The sequence below is a fragment of the Vibrio sp. ED004 genome (assembly GCF_023206395.1).
Classification (GTDB): Bacteria; Pseudomonadota; Gammaproteobacteria; order Enterobacterales; family Vibrionaceae; genus Vibrio.
The window spans coordinates 2671054-2693324 of the sequence record NZ_CP066149.1 but is presented as its reverse complement, the minus strand read 5'-3'; the positions used below and the strand labels follow the sequence as shown (position 1 = coordinate 2693324).

The following is a 22271-nucleotide window of genomic DNA, read 5'->3' as shown; positions in this document are numbered from 1 at the left end:
TGATTTTTTCAGCGGCATATCTTCGGTACATCATTCACCTTCACCGCTTGAGTAGTTGGTCGCCTCCCTGGCATGAAATCTATGTTGCTCGAATTAATTTTCGTTTCAAAATAAAAGAACAGGCAGAGTGATCTCTCTCACTATCAAAAAAAGAAAGATTATTTAACACATTAAAATCAAATACTTAAAAACATAAAAATTGATAAAAAACTCAAGATGGAAAAACGTACAGATCAGGATCACATTATTTTACGGTAAAAAATTAGATTCGGTTATTTGAATCACATCTGATTTAGAGTTTTTTATAAGTGACTTATTTTTCGAAGAGAATAATGAGAAGTGCGTCACTTTTGCGATGGAGCTCACCTTATGTGCATTGTTGACGTTATAAACAAAGACGGTTTCTATATGTTTCAGTTTTGAATGAGAGCCTAATTCGCGGCAAATAAAAAGAGCTCCCACTTTTAACCTTAAGTAAGGTAATAGCTAGGGAGCTCTTCTATTAATGTTGCTTATCGATTATTTAACTGACGTTACTCGACTTACTTTCTCGCCACTTTCAGAGATAGAGCGGATGTACGTTTCACCAGAAACCGATGGTTGTTGCTGCTCATCATACGTTAGCCAGTTTTCGCCATCAGCAGAGTATTGCAGCTCTACGCCTGGGAATTGAACGTTCATCGCCAGCTTGCCATCAACAACTTGAGCACCCGGTACTGGTAGTCGGTAATCAATACCTGCTTTCTCAAGCTTAGCCAGTTCACGTTGACCAACAATATTCGCGAAGCGATTGAAGTCACTGTTTAGAGCCTGCTTATTCACTAGGTTAGTTTCTTGAGAGTACTCAACGCCCACTTTGTAGTCGTTTTCCCAATCTGCTCTGTGCCATGCGCGCTCTGCTGCTGCCAATACGCGAGGGAACACCATGTATTCATATTGCTCGTCAGTACGTACTGTTTCAGACCAAAGCTGTGCAGACAAACCGTAGAAAGGTTTCGCTTCAATTTCACCTTTACCAGAGAAGCCATTACCGTCACGGTCTAATGACGTTTCTGCGTTTTGTGGCATGTTTTCTGGTGCGAAGCCAAACATCTTGCGAGTATCGGTTGCACGCGTTGCCCAGTAGTAACCGCGCTCTGCTGCATCAACTTCGTATGGCATATCCATGTATACGTAGTCTGGGTTAGAAACAATCACGTCATACCCTTTCGCAGACCAATCGTATACTGATGAAGTGCCGCCCCAGTAAAGAACGTCCCAGAAGTTCACGCGAGTGCTTTCGGTTGCAAATGCTTTCTCGCCTTCGCTGTATTTCAGGCCATCTTGCCATGCTTGGAAGTGAGGAATGCCTTTGTCAGCAACAATCTTAGATACCTGCTCTGCAAAGTGACTTGGCAGATGACCGAAGTCGCTGACAGTACCATCAGCGATCAAAGACTGACACTGTGGCGACTGTTGGAATGGCTTATCTTGCTTAGACAAATCGATGTTGCCTTTCCAAGCCACTTTATCTTCTGCGTTAATATCTTGTAAGCCAGCGCCTAACTTGATGTTTTTCGCTTCATCGCCGCCGAAATGCCAAGTCGTTAGTGGAACGCCCGCTTCTTGGTGCATTGCCGCCACTTCAGAGATCACTTTATCGACAAAGTGAGTCGAAGATTCCATACATGGGTTGATGAAGCTTTGCTTATCGTAGAACTGAACCGTGGTTACGTTCGATGTATCTTGTGGATCCATCAAGCGGTATTCATTTGCTTCCGCTTCCTTACCTTCCGCCATTAGGCGAGTGTAACGCGCTTCCATTGATACCACAGCAGAACGGGCGTGTGCTGGCATATCAATTTCTGGAATTACTTCGATGCTGCGCGCTTTTGCGTAGCTTAAGATCTCGACGTAATCCGCTTTGCTAAAGAAACCAGAGCCAAAGTTGTCTGTTGTTGGACCTGAACCTAGCTGAGGCAGTAAACAGCTTTGCTCATCCAAATCAAAACAACGATTAGACCCTACATCCGTTAGCTCTGGTAAACCTGGGATTTCTAAACGCCAGCCTTCATCATCTGTTAAGTGAAGGTGCAGTTTATTCATCTTGTATGCTGCCATTTGGTCTAGCGTTGCTAGAATGGCATCTTTTGAGTGGAAGTTTCGAGCAACATCCACCATCACACCACGGTAATCAAAGCGCGGTGCATCTTTGATCGACAGTTGTGGTAATGATTCAGCGTTCTGACTGTCTATTAGGCCAAAAATAGACTGAACTGCGTAGAAAGCACCTGTTTTATCAAACGCTTTAATCGCAATCCCCTCTTCCGAGATGCTTAGTTCATAAGCGCCAGATTTCGCTAAATCACCCGTAAACTGAGTAGGAACAACGGTAACACTTACTGGAAGGTCACCACTCACATCTACGTTTACCACATCTGCACGTTCTTCAATTGCAGCGAACTGATCAGCATCGAATGCGTCTTTTGGTAGGGCAATACCACCAGCAATACTCACAGAACCTTCGCCTGCTTCTACCGACATTGGCGTTGGTAGTAGCGTTGTTGATACATCTTGAGTTGCTAGATCAGCATTCTTTTCGAAACGCGTCACCGCTGTAGCCATTACGTTATTGTCATCAGGTGTACGTTTAAGGTTGTTACCTTCTAGACCCGTTACGAACGACGCGACGTCTTCTGTATTCAGTGAAGCAATCATCTTTGGTTCTGCATTTGGCGCAGTAACAAATGCACCCGGCATGAAGTCGGTTTCAAACAGTTGCCAGTATTCACTCGTCAATGGAAGAATCACTTCTTCACCCGCCGCAAAGCCATCGAACTTATCTGTAGGTTCTAGTTTGTGTAGGTCACCCGTGACACGAGTGATTTTAAATTGTTCATTATCAACATCTAAGATAAGGCGAATACTATGGAAGTAGATGGTCCAATCTTTCGAATCAATCGCTTCACCGTCATTAGTTAGGGTCATGTTCACTTTGTTACATGAAGCCCATTCAGCGCCGAGGTCCTGACAAGCCATACCCTCATTCGCACCGTGATTGGTCAGAATTTCATATTGCACATCAAGGTTATCAGCCAGTGCATTAACAACCTGCTGTTCTGGTGCTTGTGTTACTGCACAACCCGTCAGGCCAGCTAATACCGCTACAGATAGTAAGTTTCTCTTCAACATCGTATTCACCCATAAATTTAAAAATTGAGTAAGAAGCAAAGTGGAGCGCTTCTGAAAGTTAGATAAACTATATGGCCTTATTTTTTGGCGTGAATTAAATCAAGCCAATTCAGTGATCGGCTTCAAATCTAAAAAATATTGATAAATTTAATTTTAATAAAATCATAAGGTTATACTTAACGGCACTTCCGTCACTTTTATTTTGACGTAATAACTGAGAATTAAATCACAATCTTTTCACCGGATTTCATAAAATCGTGTCGTTCGCAGAGAGAAAAGTTTTAGAGTTTGCTCGTGTTGTTATACTTTTCGTATAAACAACGTGACATCGTTCTCAAAAAAAACCGTTAAAAAGCTCCGTCAAAATCTTTTTTAACGAGCTTATGTCTTTCTAAAGGAGCTTTCTTTGCGCACATTCTTGTACCTTACGCTACTCACACTTGCCTTTTCAGCAAAACAAGCTATCGCCGAACCACTTTATTGGCAGGCAAAAAAGGATGATCTGACCCTCACCATCTTAGGTTCTGTGCATGTTGGAGACGAGAGCATGTACCCGCTTCCTGCACAGATCACAGACACGTTAAAAGAGAGTAACGGATTAATTATCGAGACAGATGTAAGGAAGTCAGAAGGCGTTGTGTACCCTACCACCACGGTAACCACAGCCGATGTATTAAGCGAAGAGCAAAAACAGTTATTAACAAGCATTTCTAAGTCTTTGGGTATGTCGACAAAACAACTACTGAGCTCCCCGCCTTGGGCGACATCTCTGTCGATACAAATGCAGCAGTTAAAGAACCTTGGTTACGGTTCAGCGGGCGGTGTAGACGCAACACTCGCCTATAAAGCGACAATACAAGACGTTCCAGTGATCAGCTTAGAGCCACTACAATTTCAAATAGACCTCATTGCAGGGCAACAAGATTCTGGCAAAGAGTGGCTAGTGACAAGCATTGAAGAATTTGACCAAACGGACCGTGTCGTACATTGCCTCATTGAAAGCTGGAAAGCGGGCGATGAATCCAAACTTGAGGATTTTGCAGAGCTGTCTGAAATGCCCACCGAGCTTGAGAAAGCATTCCTAACGGATCGCAACGTTGATTGGGCAAACAAACTATCTGCCAATGACTGGAAACTCAACTCAAAAGGACACTACGTGCTGGTCGTCGGCACTTTACACCTGATTGGAGATGGTAACCTTTTACAGTTGTTAGAAGATAAGGGGTTCAGTGTGACTCAACAATCACAAAGCCAACAAGCTCAGTGTCAGTTCGAGGTTGACGAAGACAGCTAGTTAGTTAGTTAGTTAGTTAGGACATGACCTTTTCATTATAAAAGCATGTCCTTAATAACAGAATCTTTACATTTAATGGCACCATAGAGGTGCTATTATCTTTCGCTCTTTTTACATACGGTGTTGTTCTCATGAAACCAGTACTTTTTGCTTTCCTTTTAGCCCTAGCAATCTTGATGCCCACAGCAGCGTCTGCCAAAGAAACTTGTACTATCGAACAATTCCAGCCGATAGACATTCAGCCAGACACCAAAGGCGGTGTGTTAGATAAAGAAAGCGGACAGTTCTTGATTACTGAAAAGCCACCAATGCGATGCGCTAATATTACGTTCACGACATCAACGACACGCAACCGTATCGCAAGCCAAATGAATGGTAATTTTGAAGCAAGCTTCTACGATGGTCAGACGGGTAATTCTCACTCGGTGACTTTTAACGAAGATGAAGTACAGGCCGGTTACATTCGAATTGGTCCCAATAACCCTGTTTACGCTTATGTTTGTTTTGTTACCTCAGAGACACCAATCAAAGACATTACCTGTGATGTTAAGTAAATAGATTTGGGGCTGGCTTATTGAGTCAATCCTTTTCTCTATGCTAGATATAGAACAAAAATAGATTCCCGACTCATACCTTCGTCGTTCTAAGGAATGTTACATATATCAGAAAGCAAAAAAGCCGTAGCCCATTCTAGTTCAAAACCTGTTTACAATCGCTCAAAACGACGAAAGCCTGCTCATTGAGCAGGCTTTCTAAATGTGGTCGTTGAAGAGCTTATTTTGAACATCAGGCGAACCCCGCTTGGGCTCTAAACCAAAACGAAACGTTCAAATGCAAAAAAGCCGTAGCATTTCTGCTACGGCTTTCTTTAATGTGGTCGGTGAAGAGGGATTCGAACCCCCGACCCTCTGGTCCCAAACCAGATGCGCTACCAAGCTGCGCTATTCACCGAGATATCTAACTGGCTCATTGCCTGTCGATGGAGCGTATAATACGGGTTCTGAATTTATCCGCAAGGGCTTTTTCTCATATTTATTGCGATTTTGAATCGTTCGAACAAAAGACATACAACAACGAGCATGATGTGACGAAAAACACACAGTTGCCAACAAGTATTTAACTTATGAAACAGGATTGATCCAGATCAGTGAATTGATAATGCTTGTTAATACACTAACCCATGTCATATAACTTTGAGGTATACACATGGACTTTTGGCTAGATCTCCTATTTGGTAATGCGGTGGGACTATCTTCAATGATAGTAATCTTCGGGGCTCTGGGTCTCATGATGTTTTATGGAGGCTTCTTCATCTACAAAGTTATGACTGACAAATCTCCTCACTAGAGTCGCTCAGCCTAAATCATTTGCTGTTAAGTATCATTTACTTGATAAGTAAACGTTAAAACGCTTTGCACCGGAGCTGACTTCCCTTGTCTCCTCCGGTTTTTTCATTTTTAAACCCAGCCCCAACTTAGGTATACTTAACCTATCCTTCTCTAGCTTGAGATGCACACTATGTCTCATGATGACGATTTAGACCTATTCCAAGAAATGATGGGCGATGTGAAACGTATCGACCATGACACCGCTGAACACCAGAAAGTACACCGCGTAACGGAATCTCACCTAGCCAAGCGTGAAGCCGCAATGTGGCTGTCTGATGACGAGAAAGATTACCTCTCGCTCGACTACTCTCCGATGGTGAAGCCAGATGATGTTATCGCCTATAAGAAAGATGGCGTTCAAGAAGGCGTATACAAAAAGTTACGTCTAGGTAAGTACCCTATTCAAGCCAAGCTTGACCTGCATAGAAAAACACTCAAAGACGCACGTAATGAAGTACTTTCATTTTTACGTCAATGTCTAAGGATGGATGTTCGTACCGTCATCATTGTTCATGGCAAAGGTGAACGTTCGAATCCACCAGCGATGATGAAAAGCTATGTCGCCAACTGGTTGACTCAAATTAACGATGTCCAGTGTGTGCATTCTGCGCAACAATTTCATGGTGGAACCGGCGCAGTCTACGTCATGTTGAGAAAGAGCAATGACAAAAAGCTCGAAAACAGAGAGCGACACCAGAAGCGATCAAGTTAGTGCAAGTTGTATTGATAGACTCAACTACACGCTCATTGTCACGCCAATTTGCTAGACAATAGATATTTAGTGCCGAAGTAGACACTAGGTGCTAAAATTGTCGTCAGTTAACGAATTCAAACGTAAAAGCAACTGCCCTGTAGTTGCTTTTTGTTTATCTAAATTTCCGTTGTGAAACGCTAAGAGAATATCATGTCACAAGAATCCCAAGCTAAACGCCTTAATAAGTACATCAGTGAAACTGGTTTTTGCTCACGCCGCGAAGCCGACAAACTCATTGATGCTGGCCGAGTTACTATCAATGGTAAAATCCCAGAGATGGGTACGAAAGTAATGCCAGGTGATGACGTTGAGATCGACAACAAGCCCGTTCGTTCGAAAGAAAAGCCTATCTACATCGCACTGAATAAGCCGACCGGTATTACTTGTACCACTGAGCGAGATATTCCTGGCAACATCGTTGACTTTATTGGTCACCACAAGCGTATTTTCCCAATTGGCCGCCTTGATAAACCGTCTGACGGTCTTATCTTCCTGACCAATGATGGCGACATCGTAAACAAGATTCTTCGTGCGGGTAACAACCACGAAAAAGAGTACGTGGTTCGTGTCGACAAGCCGATTACGGGTGAGTTCTTACAGAAAATGGCGGCTGGTGTTCCTATTCTGGATACGGTGACTTTGCCATGTAAAGTAGAGAAAGAGACTAAGTTCTCTTTCCGAATCACACTAACGCAAGGCCTTAACCGCCAAATCCGTCGTATGTGTGAAGCGCTTGGTTATGAAGTTTTCAAACTTCGCCGTGTACGTATCATGAACATCTCTTTAGACGGCATTCCAAATGGCAAATGGCGCTACCTGAGCGACGAAGAGATCACTGAAATCTTAACGATGTGTGAAGGTTCAGTAAGTACTGAAGATGCGTCAAAAATGAACGCGAAAGGCCAACGCATTCGCAAAGCGACAGATGCTAAACTTTTTGATAGCCGTGAAGAGAACCAAACTTCAACAGCGCGCCGTAACCAAAAAGAGAACCGTACTCGCACGTACCGCGGTAACAATGCCGATGAATTCCGCCATGCGCCTAATTCAAAGCGTGGTCGTAACTCATCGAATAGTGAAAGCGGTGGAAATACTGAGAACTGGAAATCGAACTCTCGTTCAGAGCGCTCTAATTCAGATAGAAACAGCTCGGATCGCAATCGCACAGACCGTAACAACAACGATCGTAGAAGCGGTAAACCTGCAAACCGTAGCCAAGACTCAAACAGACCAAACAAACCGGCACCTAAGCGCGTTGGTGGAACATTAGGTCTTAAGAAGTAATATTTACTCTCTAATACAGAAACGCCCGCTAGGTTATCTTAGTGGGCGCTTTTTGTTGTTAGCTAAGCCAAAGCTGCGTACGAAAATCGGTATTTAGCTCGGCAAATTAATGTCTTTTATGACCGTTCGTCTGCTACAAACACAGATCAGTAAATTGAGCTCGGGTTAACAGTGCTAAATCTTTTGGATCTAGTTCGATTTCCAAGCCCCTCTTTCCTGCACTCACACATATCGTTTCAAAATTCGTCGCAGTGGAATGTACAAAGGTAGGTAGTGCTTTCTTTTGACCAAGCGGACTGATTCCACCCACCACATAACCCGTGGTTTTCTGTGCAATTTCAGGGTTAGCCATCTCTGCCTTTTTTCCTTTCGCCGCTTTTGCTGCAAGCTTTAAGTTGAGCTTTTGGTCCACAGGAATAACCGCCACAGCCAAGTCTTTAGCCACACCGTTCAAACAAAACAAAAGCGTTTTGAACACGCGTTTAGGGTCCTGACCAAGCGCTTCAACCGCTTCTAATCCATAGTTGGTATTGTTGGCATCGTGATGATACTGATGAACGCTGTGAGCGATTTTCTTTTTCTTGGCAAGATTGATTGCTGGGGTCATAACAAATCCAAACGATAGATAAACAAAAAGCGACGCCGAGGCGTCGCTTTAGTTAAATTTATCATGGTGCTAGAGTCAATCTAATTCAGCACCTAGTGATTAAATTTATTGGGCTCAATTACTTGTAAACCATTTGACCTGAAGGTGCATACTTGTTCACGTCTACTGGGCTGTTTGCTTCTAGGTACTCTTTCAGTACTTCTGCATCAACAAAACCAGTGTTTACGTAACCAGGGTGGTCAGACAGTTTAGGGTAACCGTCGCCACCAGCCGCGTTGAAGCTTGGTACTGTGAAGCGGTATGTTTCGTCTAAACGAAGTTGCTTGCCACCGATGAATACATTCGATACTTCACCGTTTGCAACTGTCATTGAGATACCAGCAAACTGTGCGTAAGCACCAGAATCGATTGGTTTAGTCGCAACTACATTTAGGTAATCTAGAACTTCTTTACCCGTCATGTCTGTGTAAGTCAGGATGTTTGCAAAAGGTTGTACTGTTAGTACGTCTTTGTAAGTTACATCACCGGCTTCAATTGAATCACGTACACCACCCGAGTTCATCACAGCGAAGTCAGCTTTTGCGCGCTCCATGTGAGAAGTCGCAATTAAACGACCTAGGTTAGTCTGTTGGAAACGAACAACGTTACGGTCACCTTCAAGCTTGCCATTAGTTTCAGCAATTTGAACTTCTAGCTGTGCTTGGCCTTGCTCTTGGAAAGGACGTAGGAACTCAAGTAGATCTGGGTCTTGTGCGATTTCATCTTGAATAAAGACACGCTGTTTCTTGCCGTCAATCTTAACTTTTTTCTTAAGGTTAACTGGAACAAGATCGTAGCTCACCATTTCTAGCTCGCCATTGCGGAATTCGTAGTCAGCACGGCCTACGTATTTGCCCCACTCGTGAGCTTGAACGATGTAGGTACCGTTTTGAAGGTCAGGCTTACACTCATCACCAGGCTTGAAGTTTTTCTTCGCAACGTTAGGGCCTTCCATACAAACAGGCTCTTGAGAGTGACCACCAACGATCATGTCTAGGTCACCTTCATCTAGGTAACGTGCTAATGCCACATCACCCGGTGCGTTAACGCCACGCTGACCATTTTCGTAGTGGCCCATGTGAGTCACTGCGAAGATAAGATCTGGTTTTTCTGTTTCTTTAAGTTCAGCGATCAGTTGCTTCGCTTCTTCTTTAGGATCACGGAAGTCGATGCCAGCAATGAACTCAGGGTTACCAATCTTTTGGGTATCTTCAGTTGTTAAACCGATAACCGCAATCTTGATGCCTTGCTTTTCGAACATCTCGTAAGCTTGGAACTTACGTTCGCCTGTCGCTTTATCGTAGATGTTTGCAGACAGCATTGGGAAGTTAGCCCAATCGATCTGCTTTTGTAGTACGTCTAGTGAGTTATCAAACTCGTGGTTACCCAATGCCATTGCATCGTAACCAATCTTGTTCATGCCTTTGAAATCAGGTTCAGCATCCTGAAGATCTGACTCTGGCACACCTGTGTTGATGTCACCGCCAGATAGAAGCAACACGCTACCGCCTTCTGCTTCAACTTCCGCACGAAGTTGATCAATTAGCGTTTTACGCGCAGACATGCCGTATTCGCCGTATTTGTTCTGCCAGAAACGACCATGGTTGTCGTTAGTGTGAAGAATAGTTAGCTTGTAAGTTTCGTCTTGGTTCCAATCATGGGTCGATTGAGACGCACAACCAGCTAAAGTAGCTAGGATTGCAGCACTTAGTGCTGTCTTTAGAATAAGGCGTTGCTTCATTGTCATACCTTTGAACTTTTTAGGGGAATCCACTGCTTCAACCGCTCTCATTTAGGCAATGTCGACTTAATAAACATCGTTAGAGAATGGTAAAACTTGAAGTAGTTTAAATTAAGACAGTAAACCTAACAGAGTGATTTCATATTTATGTAGGATAGATCACCTTAATCCGCTATCGAGTGTGTAACAAAGCGGCAAAGTTGCATTTGAGCAAATAAGTGATCACAGGCAAACGTTTTCATAATTTTTTAGATTATTTGTGATTTACTCAATCCAACGCCGTAATTAAGTAATCCTCGTTAAATTTATTTTATTATTCAAAGCCTTAAATGATACGTTATAACGCTTCAAAATATACATTGGCTTGGTTTGAATATGTCGAAATACCGATAGCTCATTTTACAATAGGTACAAAAATGTATGGTCCGCCCCGTTATTGCAACTACAATTAAGTAATAACGGAGTTGGTTTGCGCTAATGTATTCGGAGTCCTTGTTGGGAGCACTAGCTTCCCAGCTCCACGATGATATCCGCGCCAGATTATCCTTAAAAAGCCCAAAGCATTGATTGCTATTTTTTTGTGTCAGGTTCTTAATCTGGCCGATTGACCGTTTTTGTCATCACGTTCATTGGCGTTGCAAACTTGGTTATAGCTAAACAGCCTTAAAAGCTTGGCGGTGGTATAACACCGCCCAAGCTATCCTCACTAGCTTGTTGGCTAATGCAACTACCACTACATTAAATGGTTTGGTGGCTCGTAGGTTCACAAGCCACTCTCCAAACACTTTCCCTGTCGTCTCTAGCCTAGAGAGTACAGCTCTTGCGCCATGGATAAACAGAGTTCTGAGGTGCTTATTTCCTCGTTTACTCATACCAAGTAGCTTGGTATTTCCTCCCGTTGAGAATTGCCTTGGTACAAGTCCCAACCAAGCCGCCATCTCGCGGCCATTGGTGAAGTTACTCGGAGAGCTTACATCAGCAATACACAATGTGGAGGTAAGATCGCCAATTCCAGGGATAGTTTTTAATAATTGAGCACTTTCGTTATTATCAACAATAGTTTGAAGTTTGATATCTTGGGTTTTGATTTGTTCATTGAGGTACTTGTAGTGTTCATGGATAGATATCAATTCACATAGCAAGCTTTTGGTAGTGATACTGTTTGTTCTGCTAACCATTGAAACAGAGACTTCATCTTTGCATGCCCTTTGGGAAAGCTAAGGCCAAACTCAAGTAAGATCGCGCCGATCCGCGACATAGTGGCGGTTCTCTCCTTGATATAACTATCTCTGACTCGATGAATCGCTGCGATGACTTGAGCCTCTTCACTTTTTACAGCCACAAATCTCATGGTCGGTCGACTCGCAGCCTCTGCGATCGCTGAAGCATCGATGAAATCGTTTTTATTGCCTTTGACATAAGGCTTTACATACTGAGGAGGAATAAGTCGGGGTTGATGACCAAGCTCACCACACTTTCGAGCAAGCCAATGAGCACCGCCACAAGCTTCGAAAGCAATAGTTGTTGGTTCTATTTTACTAAGAAAGATTAAGAGTTGATTGCGATTAAATTTACGACGAAGCACCTCCACCCCACAACGGTTATGTGCGATAGCATGGAAGCAGTGTTTACCTAGGTCGATACCTAAAATATGAATAGAAGACATATGGTTCACCTCATTCTGAGAGCCTACTCTAAGCTTAAGGGCTTGAGAGTGAGGCGGACCATATAATTAAGCCGGCACTTATGCCGGCTCTTAATTATTGTAATTCGATTATTTGATATCGATGTGCTCGAAGCCTTTGATAAGATCATCAAGTGCTTTCATCTGCTTCAAGAACGGCTCTAGTTTATCTAGAGGCAGTGCAGATGGACCGTCACAACGAGCTTGGTCAGGGTTCGGGTGAGCTTCGATAAACAGACCGGCAATACCTGTCGCAAGACCCGCTTTCGCAAGTTCAACAGTTTGCTCACGACGACCACCAGATGCAGCACCTGAAGGGTCGCGCATTTGTAGAGAGTGCGTCACGTCGAAGATGATTGGGCTACCGTTTGAAGATTTCTTCATCACGCCAAAGCCAAGCATGTCCACAACAAGGTTGTCATAACCCATACAAGCGCCACGTTCACATAGGATGATCTTGTCGTTGCCACACTCAGCAAACTTATCAACGATGTTGCCAACTTGGTTCGGGCTCATGAACTGAGGCTTCTTCACGTTGATTACAGCGCCTGTCTTCGCCATCGCTTCAACTAGGTCAGTTTGACGAGCTAGGAATGCTGGAAGTTGGATAACATCAACCACATCTGCAACTGGCTGAGCTTGTGCTTCAGTGTGAACATCAGTGATGATCTTCACGCCGAATGTGTCTTTTAGCTCTTGGAAGATTTTAAGACCTTCTTCCATACCTGGACCACGGTACGAGTGAACAGAGCTGCGGTTCGCTTTATCGAAAGACGCCTTAAATACATAAGGGATACCCAGCTTTTCTGTTACTTTCACATAGTGCTCACAGATCTGCATTGCTAGATCGCGAGATTCAAGAACGTTCATGCCTGCAAATAGCGTGAATGGCTTGTCGTTAGCAATTGGCATATCGCCAATGTGAACTGTTTTCTGTTCCATCATATTCTCTCTAAATAATTATTAATTAGTGAACGACCACTGTCTTTTCGTTCATGACGTTCACTTGAGATTTCAGTAACTCAGATGCAGGGTCATCTGGGCATTGGTCGATAAAATATTGATAATCCGTTGCTGCTACTTGGTGACAGTCTAGCTGTTGATAGATAAAGCCACGATCGCGGATTTCATATGGGTCATCCGGTACAAACGTTAATGCTAGGTCAGTACATTTCAATGCAAGCGTATAACGCTCTTCTCTTAGCAATGCACTCTTAAGCAGTGCTAGCCACTTACCAATAATGGTTGGGTGGTCGGCCACTTCTAAATGCTCCGCTTTAAGCTTAGCTAATGGGCCATCATGTCCAATCAGCCATGCACGCAACGTCTGCTCGCCAACATACTCACCGTTGTAAGGGTTAATATAGACAGCAGCTTGCCCGTACCAGCTCACTTTAAGCAAGAACTGAGTTGGGAAAGAGACACCTTCTACAGGAAAGCCTAGCTTGCGACCTAGAAAAAGAAAGATCGCGCCAAGGCTTACTGGAATGCCTTTCTTTCTCTCAAGCACTTTGTCAATGAATGCGTTTTCTGAAGAGAAGTACGCGTCTTTATCGCCAGCGAAGCCCCACTCGTAGAAGAAGAGTCGAATAAAAGACTCAAACTTCTGCTGTTCGTCGGTTTCATGAACCAAAGCAAACTCAGCTTCTTTAAACAATCTTGCCAGCTCTTGCTCAGCCCAACTGTCTTGAGTTTCTGGGTTAATCGCTTTATTTAAGATCAATGCACCTTCAGCTAATTCTAGCTGGTCAAAGTCTTCATCAAAAAATTCGTACATAGATAGTTAACCGAAAATAAGGAGATAATTAACCGAAAAATGTTGGTGTCTTCGTCATTGCGATTTTGCCTGCCATTGCTAACCAGCCAAGTGCACCGAAGAAAGAGAAAACTCTCAATAGCTTGTTTTTACCTAGCTTAAGCGCAAAGAAACCCAATGCGATGTAAGCCATAACACAGGTTAGTTTTTCGGTTAACCATGGTGCTGCAGGTGTAAATGGAATAAAGCCAGTGATAAAAATCAAACCAATACCCGATAGCAGTAACAATGAGTCATTGATATGAGGAAAACGCTGCAAAAAAGGATGCTTAAGCTTCGGAGAGTTAGCCATCATAAGAGCGAAACGAATCGAAAGCAGCAGTGCGCTTATCGCAATCGTTAGTAAGTGAAAATGTTTCAAACCTTCGTACATGGTATTCCTTTATATTTTTATATGTGCTTTCGTCAACACGAGCCACACAATACCCGTTAATGCTCTGTATTTCTGCGTTAAATGCATCACCGAGTGAAATGTATTGTCGAGTTAAAGGTATATATCTAGCAAGTTCGCCATCTATTGCTCACAAGATGATTAACCGCAGTCGATGGACAGTCACTATCTATGAGCAGTCACCACCTATGAACAGTAACGACCCAAAGTCACTCGGTCATTACCACCGTAATCTTTCTCTGTGGCAACGTCGAGATAACCGAGCGCCTGCATTATCTCACGTACCGCCAAACCTTGGTCGTAGCCGTGTTCAAATGCCAACCAGCCTTCATTTTCCAAAAAGGCACGTGCATTTTCAGAAATGTATCGAATGTCAGCCAGTCCTTTCTCTTCAGCAACCAATGCGGTAATTGGCTCAAAACGCACATCCCCTTGAGATAAATGAGGGTCATCTTTCTCAATATAAGGTGGGTTAGAGACAATTAAAGAGAACTTGGTATCGTTGCCATCAGAAGCTAGCTCGCTTAAAGGCTCAAACCAACTGCCATGTAAAAACGTAGCGTTGGTGATGTTTAAGCGCTTCGCATTTTCTGTCGCAAGCTCTTGAGCTTCAGGACGCAGATCAATACCCGTCACAGGGCGATTTGGCATTTCAGACGCTAGCGCCAATGCGATCGCACCTGTACCCGTCCCCAAATCGAGAATTGCACCTTGTTTGCCATAGGTTTTATCCAAAGCTACTTCAACCAAACGTTCAGTGTCTGGACGAGGGATTAAGGTAGAAGGAGAAACTTTTAACGGCAATGACCAAAACTCTCGCTCACCAACAATGTAAGCCACTGGCTCACCGGTTAAACGACGTTTTAGTAGGGTATTGAATTCAGATTCTTGTTCTGAGGTGAGATGCTTCTCAGGCCAAGTAAGTAGGTAAGATCTTGGTTTGTCTAAGGCGTGACATAGCAGTACCGCAGCATCAATCGAGGGCGATATATTATCGCCCTCTTGTAGCTGCACGATTGCTGCTTTTAATGCACTTTCAACCGTATAAGCAGACTGCATATCGTTAGTTATTTTCTGCCAATGCTGCAAGTTGGTCAGCTTGGTGTTCTTGTAGAACAGGATCAAGCAGACTTTGCATATCACCTTCTAGAACTTCGTTCAGACGGTAGATAGTTAAGTTAATGCGGTGGTCAGAAACACGGCCTTGTGGGTAGTTGTACGTACGGATACGGTCACTACGGTCACCGGAACCTAGTAGGTTACGACGTGTGTCAGAGATTGCTGCCGCACGACGCTCTTCTTCAGCTTGAACGATACGAGCCGCAAGAACCGCCATCGCTTTCGCTTTGTTTTTATGCTGAGAACGCTCGTCTTGACACTCTACTACTGTACCTGTTGGTAAGTGAGTAATACGGATTGCTGAATCCGTGGTGTTAACGTGCTGACCACCCGCGCCTGATGCACGGAAGGTATCAATCTTAAGATCGCCCGCTTTGATTTCTGGAAGATCCGCTTCTGGGATCTCAGGCATAACAGCAACAGTACATGCAGATGTGTGAACACGACCTTGAGATTCTGTCTCAGGCACACGTTGTACACGGTGACCACCTGATTCAAATTTCATTGTACCGTAAACACTGTCGCCACTGATCTTAGCGATCATCTCTTTGTAGCCGCCTTGTTCTGAGTCATTGCTGCTCATTACTTCAACGCGCCAACCTTTCTTCTCTGCAAACTTAGAGTACATACGGAAAAGGTTACCAGCAAAGATACCTGCTTCATCACCACCCGCGCCTGCGCGGATTTCTAGGAAACAGTTACGCTCATCGTTTGGATCTTTTGGAATAAGAAGAATCTGTAGCTCATCAGTCAGACGCTCAATCGCTGCTTTCGCATCTTTGATTTCATCTTGAGCCATTTCACGCATTTCTGCGTCATCTTCGTTTGCCATCTCTTCAGCAGCTTCTAGATCTTCTTTAGCTTGCTGGTATGACTGGAAGCAAGCTGTCACTTCTTCAAGTTGAGAGTACTCTTTTGAAAGTGCACGGAATTTATCTTGATTCCCGATTACATCTGGATCACCAAGTAGATGTTGAACTTCTTCATAGCGTTCAACAAGTGTTTCAAGCTTTACTAGAATCGAGGCTTTCATAATGTCTTATCTTGTTGGAGGTCTAATATTATTGAGGGTTTTCTAAGCCCAAACTCTGTCTAATGACCATTAATTTTGCAGGTTCTCCTTGCTCAGCTGCACTTTGAAGTGCGCGCGTTGGAGCATGGATCAATTTGTTTGTGAGCTTATTGCTGAGCTCGAGTAAAACTTTTTCAGGGTCACCGCCAGCGGCAAGTGATTGTAAACTTTTACTTAATAATTCTTCGCGGATTTCGTTAGCCGATTTACGGTAATCTCGAATACTGTCTACCGCTTGCAGTGAGCGCATCCAACTCATGAACGCGGCACTTTCTTCACTGACGATCGCTTCAGCTTGAATCGCTTCGACTTTACGTTGCTCTATATTGCCATCAACGATCGACTGCAAATCATCAACCGAATACAAGTAAGCATCGTTCAGATCGCCAACCTGCGATTCAACATCACGAGGCACAGCAATATCAACCAATAACATAGGCTGATGCTTTCTTGTTTTTAGAGCACTCTCAACCATACCCTTACCAATAATAGGTAACGGACTTGCGGTTGAGCTAATCACGATATCCGCTCGATGAAGATGATCAGGGATCTCATTCAAACTGATCACTTCAGCGCCAAACTCTTCTGCCAGCCCTAAAGCACGCTCTCGAGTTCGGTTCGCCACTATCATTTTTGTACAGCCATTCGCCGAAAGGTGCTTAGCCACCAGTTCAATGGTTTCACCCGCCCCCACCAATAACACGGTTGAATCGGCGATGGATTCAAAAATATGCTTGGCTAAGGTACAGGCTGCGTAAGCAACAGAAACCGCGCTTCCGCCGATTTCCGTTTCAGTTCGAACACGCTTCGCAACAGAAAATGATTTCTGGAATAATTTTTCCATTGAAGCATCAACGGATTTGTTCTCTCGCGAGTCCGTATACGCTTGCTTCACCTGACCTAAGATCTGCGGTTCCCCCAAGACTAAAGAGTCCAAACCACATGCAACGCGCATTAAGTGTTTAATCGCGGCTTGCTCTTCATGGATATAAAGGCTTGGCTTTAGCTCTTCAGGGCTAACTTGATGGAAAACCGACAACCAATCGATGAGTTTGTTTTTAGCCACGCCTTTAACGTCGCAATACACTTCAGTTCGATTACAGGTAGAAAGTATGACACTTCCATTCACGTGTGCATTTGCGTTAAGTTGCTTGAGTGCCTCAGATAATTTATCTGGACCAAAAGCGACTTTTTCTCGCAATTCAACCGACGCTGTATTGTGATTGATACCTACGGCAAGCAAAGACATGTATCAGAAGTTCTCGATCAGGGAATGGAAACAAGGGGCGAATTTTACTTGATGCATGGCTCTATTTAAAGAGCAAGCGGGATTTGTTTTCCTGAGTTCGTGAATTCAATGCTATAGTTGAAGCGTTTTTTAGATAAATTTGAACAAGTTGTGAGCAAATATGAGCAAACTTCGTAGAATCACGTCTCTTATTTTTATGACCATAATTATGGTGGGTTGCTCGTCTATACCTGAACAACCGACCAGTGTTGAGTGGCAAAGTCACCAAAACCGACTTCTACAGATAGAAAACTACCAAGCCTCGGGCAAGCTCGCCTACATTTCTCCAGAGCAGCGCCAAAGCCTAAACTTCATTTGGAAGCATTCACCAAATCACAGTCAATTAAGGCTCACGACGTTCCTCGGTCAAACCGCATTGAACCTGACTATAGATCCGTCGGGTGCCAAAGTGGTGACCTATGACGACCAAGTATTTACTCACGCAAGTGCCTCTGTATTGGTTGAGCAACTGACAGGTTTGCAGATACCTATTGATCACCTGCCTCAATGGTTCCTTGGCATTCCAGACCAAGCTGACAGCTACCAGTTAAATACAACTAACACGCTTGAGTCTCTAACCAAACAAGTCAGCAGCCAGCTATGGACACTGAACTTCGCTAATTATCGAAATACAGAGATGCCGAGTAAGCAGCTATCAGATGAAGACAACACTAAGGTAGAGACAATCCCACTCCCTACTCGATTGTCATTCAAGCAAGACAATAACAAAATCAACATTGTAGTTTCGAAGTGGACACTGAAAAAATGATAACAACGCCAACCCATTGGCCTTCTCCGGCTAAACTGAATTTATTTCTCTATATCACTGGTCGACGTGACAATGGCTATCACGAACTTCAAACCTTATTTCAGTTTGTCGATTTTGGTGATGAACTGACGGTTACCGCAAACTCAGAAACTAGCTCGATAACAATCACACCAGAAATTCCTGGGGTCGCACTTGAAGACAACCTGATCTGGAAAGCCGCTACTGCGCTGCAGCAATATACCTCAACCTCTTTCGGTGCCGATATTGAACTCAAGAAAGTACTGCCTATAGGTGGCGGTATTGGCGGAGGCTCTTCAAATGCAGCAACCGTGTTGGTCGCTCTGAATTATTTATGGCAACTCAACCTGTCGGATGATCAGCTCGCCGAGATCGGTTTGAAGCTTGGTGCTGACGTTCCTGTCTTCGTTCGAGGCCACGCCGCCTTTGCTGAAGGGGTTGGAGAACAGCTACAGCCCGCTAATCCGGATGAAAAATGGTATCTTGTGGTTAAGCCTCAAGTGAGCATAGCAACTGTAGACATATTCACACATTCAGAATTAACTCGAAACACTCCAAAGCGAGCGCTATCAACGCTTCTAGAGCAAGAATACGTAAACGATTGCGAAAAAATTGTGCGAATGCTGTACCCAGAGGTTGATAAGCAACTTTCATGGCTGCTACAATACGCGCCGTCGAGATTGACTGGCACAGGTTCGTGCGTTTTTGCTGAATTTAACAGCAAAAAAGAAGCCGAATTGGTGCGAGAACAACTGCCTGACACAGTTTCCGCTTTCGTAGCGAAAGGAAGAAACATTTCTCCTTTAAAAGAAACTCTGGCTGAATACCAATCAGCCCACCCACAATCTATTTAAAACTGGACGCAACCCGAGGTTTCCACCGTGCCTGATATGAAGCTATTTGCTGGTAACGCAACACCTGAACTAGCCCAACGTATTGCTGATCGTCTATACATCTCTCTTGGCGATGCTACTGTAGACCGTTTTTCTGATGGCGAAGTCGCTGTTCAAATCAATGAAAACGTTCGTGGTAGCGATGTATTCCTGATTCAATCAACTTGTGCACCAACCAATGACAACCTTATGGAATTGGTGGTAATGATTGACGCAATGCGCCGTGCTTCTGCTGGCCGTATTACTGCTGTAATCCCTTACTTCGGTTATGCCCGTCAAGATCGTCGTGTACGTTCTGCTCGTGTGCCAATTACTGCAAAAGTTGTTGCAGATTTCCTTTCTAACGTTGGCGTTGACCGCGTTCTTACTATCGACCTACACGCAGAGCAAATCCAAGGCTTCTTCGATGTACCTGTTGATAACATCTTCGGCACTCCAGTTCTTCTAGAAGACATGGCTAACCGTGGCCTAGAAAACCCAGTAGTGGTTTCTCCAGACCTTGGTGGTGTTGTACGTGCTCGTGCAACGGCTAAAGCGCTAGGTGATGTTGACATCGCTATTGTTGATAAGCGTCGTCCACGTGCTAACGTTTCTGAAGTAATGAACCTAATCGGTGATGTTGAAGGCCGTGACTGTGTTATCGTTGATGACATGATCGATACGGGTGGCACACTATGTAAAGCAGCTGAAGCGCTTAAAGAGCGCGGTGCTAAGCGTGTATTCGCTTACGCAACTCACGCTGTTTTCTCTGGTACTGCTGCGAACAACATCAAGAACTCTGTTCTAGACCAAGTTATCGTAACGGATTCTATCTCTCTATCTCCAGAGATGGCTGCGACGGGTAAAGTGACAACACTTAGCCTTTCTCGCATGCTTGCTGAAGCGATTCGTCGTATCAGCAACGAAGAATCAATCTCAGCGATGTTCAACTAATCAAAGCCCAATAGCTTTGCTTTAGGAACACACGAGAGAAAAACATTAAGCACTTCATTCAATGAAGTGCTTTTTTTATGTCTGAGTAATATTGCACTGCTAGTTATCACAAACCGGAATAATCGCGCAGCTATCAGCTAGCTCGCACCTTTTTCATAAACTGTGATATCATACGGCGCTTTTTGAAATCCCAAGAGAGATCCATACCTTGAGCCAACAAATAAAACTTCTCGTTGGACTGGCTAATCCAGGTCCAGAATACGCCAAAACTCGCCACAATGCGGGTGCTTGGGTAGTTGAAGAATTAGCGCGTGTACATAACGTGACACTAAAGAACGAACCAAAGTTCTTTGGCCTAACGGGTCGTATCATGGTTCACGGTGAAGATCTTCGTTTGCTGATCCCAACGACTTTTATGAACTTGTCAGGCAAAGCAGTTGCAGCCTTAGCAAAGTTCTACCAAATTAAACCAGAAGAGATTATGGTCGCTCACGATGAGTTAGATCTGCCTCCTGGTATTGGAAAGTTTAAAAAAGGTGGTGGTCATGGTGGACATAATGGTCTGAAAGACATCATCAGCAAGCAGGGTAACAATAAAGAATTCTATCGTCTTAGATTAGGCATCGGCCATCCAGGACACAAAGATAAAGTTGCAGGTTATGTATTAGGCAAAGCTCCTCAAAAAGAGCAAGAGTGTATCGAGGCCGTCGTTGACGAATCGGTTCGCAGCCTAGACATCTTATTAAAAGATGGCCTACCAAAAGCACAAAATCGCTTACATACGTTCAAAGCAGAATAAGGTTTATATCATGGGTTTTAAATGTGGCATCGTTGGTCTACCAAACGTTGGTAAGTCAACTCTGTTTAACGCACTGACTAAAGCAGGCATCGAAGCAGCAAACTTTCCATTTTGTACGATCGAACCAAACACAGGTATCGTTCCGGTTCCAGATCTACGCTTAGATGCATTAGCAAAAATTGTTAATCCACAGAAGATCCTTCCAACAACAATGGAATTCGTAGATATCGCAGGCCTAGTTGCTGGCGCATCTAAAGGTGAAGGTCTTGGTAACAAATTCCTAGCTAACATCCGTGAAACTGACGCTATCGGTCACGTTGTACGCTGCTTTGAAAATGAAAACATCGTTCACGTTTCTGGCAAAGTATCTCCAATCGAAGATATCGAAGTGATCAACCTTGAACTTGCACTGGCTGACTTAGACAGCTGTGAGCGTGCAATTCAACGTAACGCTAAGAAAGCAAAAGGCGGCGACAAAGACGCTAAGTTCGAAATCACTGTACTAGAAAAGCTACTGCCAGTTCTTACTGAAGGCGGTATGGCGCGTACTGTTGAACTAGGCAAAGAAGAAGCGGCAGCAATCGGCTACCTAAACTTCCTAACGCTGAAACCAACAATGTACATCGCAAACGTTGCTGAAGATGGTTTTGAAAACAACCCTTACCTAGACGCTGTTCGTGAATACGCAGAAAAAGAAAACAACGTCGTTGTTGCTGTTTGTGCGGCTATCGAATCTGAGCTTTCTGAGCTAGATGACGAAGATCGCGAAGAGTTCCTAGCAGACATGGGTATCGAAGAACCAGGTCTTAACCGAGTGATCCGCTCTGGTTACGAACTACTGACTCTTCAAACTTACTTCACAGCTGGCGTTAAAGAAGTTCGCGCATGGACAATCCCTGTAGGTGCAACTGCGCCACAAGCTGCCGGTAAGATCCACACTGACTTCGAAAAAGGCTTCATCCGAGCTGAAGTTGTTGGTTTTGATCACTTCATCGAATTTAACGGTGAGAGCGGCGCAAAAGATGCAGGTAAATGGCGTCTTGAAGGCAAAGAATACATCGTAAAAGATGGCGACGTTGTTCACTTCCGTTTCAACGTATAATTGTTGATTCAACATCAAATAAAAGGCCAGTGAATTCACTGGCCTTTTTGTTTTTACCCTTTCGAAATAGTCCTGCATCAGAAAGTTAACTTCCTATATGTATCGCCTT

General features: G+C 43.9%; 19 protein-coding genes, 1 tRNA gene and 1 pseudogene. 10 read left to right on the top strand and 11 right to left on the bottom strand.

Translation table 11 applies throughout. The features are described 5' to 3' along the window. Window positions 1-519: 519 nt before the first annotated feature. On the bottom strand, window positions 520-3171 hold the full coding sequence (locus ITG10_RS12135) for a beta-N-acetylhexosaminidase (protein ID WP_017629452.1): 2652 nt from the start codon (window positions 3169-3171) through the stop codon (window positions 520-522). Between the two features lie 406 nt (window positions 3172-3577). Between ITG10_RS12135 and ITG10_RS12130 the strand changes: the two genes are divergently transcribed. Both ITG10_RS12130 and ITG10_RS12125 read left to right on the top strand, forming a co-directional pair. Beyond that, a complete protein-coding gene (locus tag ITG10_RS12130) occupies window positions 3578-4465 on the top strand; it encodes a TraB/GumN family protein (RefSeq protein ID WP_017629451.1) in 888 nt (295 codons plus the stop codon). A gap of 131 nt (window positions 4466-4596) precedes the next feature. Further along, window positions 4597-5019: a hypothetical protein gene (locus ITG10_RS12125; RefSeq protein WP_017629450.1), complete on the top strand. Its 423-nt coding sequence runs from the start codon at window positions 4597-4599 to the stop codon at window positions 5017-5019. A gap of 320 nt (window positions 5020-5339) precedes the next feature. Here the strand turns inward: ITG10_RS12125 and ITG10_RS12120 are convergent. Then, window positions 5340-5416 (bottom strand) — tRNA-Pro (locus ITG10_RS12120). Window positions 5417-5671: 255 nt separating this feature from the next. On the opposite strand from ITG10_RS12120, the gene ITG10_RS12115 reads away from it, so the two are divergent. The 3 genes from ITG10_RS12115 to rluF all read left to right on the top strand — a co-directional run bounded on the left by ITG10_RS12115 (window position 5672) and on the right by rluF (window position 7891). Then, the gene (locus tag ITG10_RS12115) at window positions 5672-5812 is read left to right on the top strand and encodes a DUF3149 domain-containing protein (protein ID WP_004739790.1); all 141 of its coding nucleotides are present in this window, start codon (window positions 5672-5674) and stop codon (window positions 5810-5812) included. 171 nt (window positions 5813-5983) lie between these two features. After that, a complete protein-coding gene (smrA, locus tag ITG10_RS12110; RefSeq protein ID WP_026084095.1) occupies window positions 5984-6565 on the top strand; it encodes a DNA endonuclease SmrA in 582 nt (193 codons plus the stop codon). A gap of 192 nt (window positions 6566-6757) precedes the next feature. Continuing rightward, window positions 6758-7891 carry a 23S rRNA pseudouridine(2604) synthase RluF gene (gene rluF, locus ITG10_RS12105; protein WP_017629448.1) on the top strand — a complete coding sequence of 378 codons (1134 nt, stop codon included), beginning with the start codon at window positions 6758-6760 and terminating at the stop codon, window positions 7889-7891. A gap of 133 nt (window positions 7892-8024) precedes the next feature. On the opposite strand, the gene ybaK is transcribed toward rluF, so the two are convergent. The 9 genes and pseudogenes from ybaK to hemA form a co-directional block, all read right to left on the bottom strand. Next, window positions 8025-8498 carry a Cys-tRNA(Pro) deacylase gene (ybaK, locus tag ITG10_RS12100; RefSeq protein WP_248386412.1) on the bottom strand — a complete coding sequence of 158 codons (474 nt, stop codon included), beginning with the start codon at window positions 8496-8498 and terminating at the stop codon, window positions 8025-8027. Between the two features lie 118 nt (window positions 8499-8616). Continuing rightward, entirely contained in the window at window positions 8617-10278 is a 1662-nt protein-coding gene (ushA, locus tag ITG10_RS12095) for a bifunctional UDP-sugar hydrolase/5'-nucleotidase UshA (RefSeq protein ID WP_248386411.1), read from the bottom strand. A gap of 653 nt (window positions 10279-10931) precedes the next feature. Then, window positions 10932-11944 (bottom strand): annotated as a pseudogene (locus ITG10_RS12090) (IS110 family transposase). Window positions 11945-12052: 108 nt separating this feature from the next. Beyond that, window positions 12053-12907, bottom strand: a complete 855-nt coding sequence (gene kdsA, locus ITG10_RS12085; RefSeq protein WP_174571129.1) for a 3-deoxy-8-phosphooctulonate synthase — start codon at window positions 12905-12907, stop codon at window positions 12053-12055. Between the two features lie 22 nt (window positions 12908-12929). Next, window positions 12930-13739, bottom strand: coding sequence for a SirB1 family protein (locus ITG10_RS12080; protein WP_017632900.1), 810 nt, complete (start codon window positions 13737-13739; stop codon window positions 12930-12932). Between the two features lie 28 nt (window positions 13740-13767). Next, complete coding sequence (locus tag ITG10_RS12075) at window positions 13768-14151, bottom strand: SirB2 family protein (protein ID WP_009848726.1); 384 nt, start codon at window positions 14149-14151, stop codon at window positions 13768-13770. A 204-nt stretch (window positions 14152-14355) separates the two neighbouring features. Further along, window positions 14356-15228, bottom strand: coding sequence for a peptide chain release factor N(5)-glutamine methyltransferase (gene prmC, locus ITG10_RS12070; protein WP_017632899.1), 873 nt, complete (start codon window positions 15226-15228; stop codon window positions 14356-14358). 4 nt (window positions 15229-15232) lie between these two features. Beyond that, window positions 15233-16321, bottom strand: coding sequence for a peptide chain release factor 1 (prfA, locus tag ITG10_RS12065; RefSeq protein WP_017632898.1), 1089 nt, complete (start codon window positions 16319-16321; stop codon window positions 15233-15235). 28 nt (window positions 16322-16349) lie between these two features. Then, entirely contained in the window at window positions 16350-17609 is a 1260-nt protein-coding gene (gene hemA, locus ITG10_RS12060) for a glutamyl-tRNA reductase (RefSeq protein WP_017632897.1), read from the bottom strand. 160 nt (window positions 17610-17769) lie between these two features. Here hemA and lolB point away from each other — a divergent pair, with 160 nt between their 5' ends. From lolB to ychF, 5 genes are all read left to right on the top strand, one after another. Next, complete coding sequence (gene lolB, locus ITG10_RS12055; protein ID WP_026084452.1) at window positions 17770-18417, top strand: lipoprotein insertase outer membrane protein LolB; 648 nt, start codon at window positions 17770-17772, stop codon at window positions 18415-18417. Further along, window positions 18414-19289: a 4-(cytidine 5'-diphospho)-2-C-methyl-D-erythritol kinase gene (ispE, locus tag ITG10_RS12050; RefSeq protein ID WP_017632895.1), complete on the top strand. Its 876-nt coding sequence runs from the start codon at window positions 18414-18416 to the stop codon at window positions 19287-19289. The genes lolB and ispE overlap by 4 nt, the downstream gene beginning before the upstream one ends. A 27-nt stretch (window positions 19290-19316) precedes the next feature. After that, on the top strand, window positions 19317-20261 hold the full coding sequence (locus ITG10_RS12045) for a ribose-phosphate pyrophosphokinase (RefSeq protein WP_004739814.1): 945 nt from the start codon (window positions 19317-19319) through the stop codon (window positions 20259-20261). Between the two features lie 208 nt (window positions 20262-20469). Continuing rightward, window positions 20470-21060, top strand: a complete 591-nt coding sequence (gene pth, locus ITG10_RS12040) for an aminoacyl-tRNA hydrolase (RefSeq protein ID WP_004739815.1) — start codon at window positions 20470-20472, stop codon at window positions 21058-21060. Window positions 21061-21070: 10 nt separating this feature from the next. Continuing rightward, window positions 21071-22162: a redox-regulated ATPase YchF gene (gene ychF, locus ITG10_RS12035; RefSeq protein WP_017632894.1), complete on the top strand. Its 1092-nt coding sequence runs from the start codon at window positions 21071-21073 to the stop codon at window positions 22160-22162. Window positions 22163-22271 lie beyond the last annotated feature (109 nt).

What these genes read in the sequence shown, in the direction of transcription:
- ispE (WP_017632895.1), top strand. Translation starts at nt 18,414, where the DNA reads ATGATAACAACGCCAACCCATTGGCCTTCTCCGGCTAAACTGAATTTA.
- ushA (WP_248386411.1), bottom strand. Translation starts at nt 10,278, where the DNA reads ATGAAGCAACGCCTTATTCTAAAGACAGCACTAAGTGCTGCAATCCTA.
- lolB (WP_026084452.1), top strand. Translation starts at nt 17,770, where the DNA reads ATGAGCAAACTTCGTAGAATCACGTCTCTTATTTTTATGACCATAATT.
- smrA (WP_026084095.1), top strand. Translation starts at nt 5,984, where the DNA reads ATGTCTCATGATGACGATTTAGACCTATTCCAAGAAATGATGGGCGAT.
- ITG10_RS12135 (WP_017629452.1), bottom strand. Translation starts at nt 3,171, where the DNA reads ATGTTGAAGAGAAACTTACTATCTGTAGCGGTATTAGCTGGCCTGACG.
- ITG10_RS12125 (WP_017629450.1), top strand. Translation starts at nt 4,597, where the DNA reads ATGAAACCAGTACTTTTTGCTTTCCTTTTAGCCCTAGCAATCTTGATG.
- kdsA (WP_174571129.1), bottom strand. Translation starts at nt 12,907, where the DNA reads ATGATGGAACAGAAAACAGTTCACATTGGCGATATGCCAATTGCTAAC.
- ITG10_RS12075 (WP_009848726.1), bottom strand. Translation starts at nt 14,151, where the DNA reads ATGTACGAAGGTTTGAAACATTTTCACTTACTAACGATTGCGATAAGC.
- ITG10_RS12080 (WP_017632900.1), bottom strand. Translation starts at nt 13,739, where the DNA reads ATGTACGAATTTTTTGATGAAGACTTTGACCAGCTAGAATTAGCTGAA.
- prmC (WP_017632899.1), bottom strand. Translation starts at nt 15,228, where the DNA reads ATGCAGTCTGCTTATACGGTTGAAAGTGCATTAAAAGCAGCAATCGTG.
- rluF (WP_017629448.1), top strand. Translation starts at nt 6,758, where the DNA reads ATGTCACAAGAATCCCAAGCTAAACGCCTTAATAAGTACATCAGTGAA.
- ITG10_RS12115 (WP_004739790.1), top strand. Translation starts at nt 5,672, where the DNA reads ATGGACTTTTGGCTAGATCTCCTATTTGGTAATGCGGTGGGACTATCT.
- prfA (WP_017632898.1), bottom strand. Translation starts at nt 16,321, where the DNA reads ATGAAAGCCTCGATTCTAGTAAAGCTTGAAACACTTGTTGAACGCTAT.
- ybaK (WP_248386412.1), bottom strand. Translation starts at nt 8,498, where the DNA reads ATGACCCCAGCAATCAATCTTGCCAAGAAAAAGAAAATCGCTCACAGC.
- ychF (WP_017632894.1), top strand. Translation starts at nt 21,071, where the DNA reads ATGGGTTTTAAATGTGGCATCGTTGGTCTACCAAACGTTGGTAAGTCA.
- hemA (WP_017632897.1), bottom strand. Translation starts at nt 17,609, where the DNA reads ATGTCTTTGCTTGCCGTAGGTATCAATCACAATACAGCGTCGGTTGAA.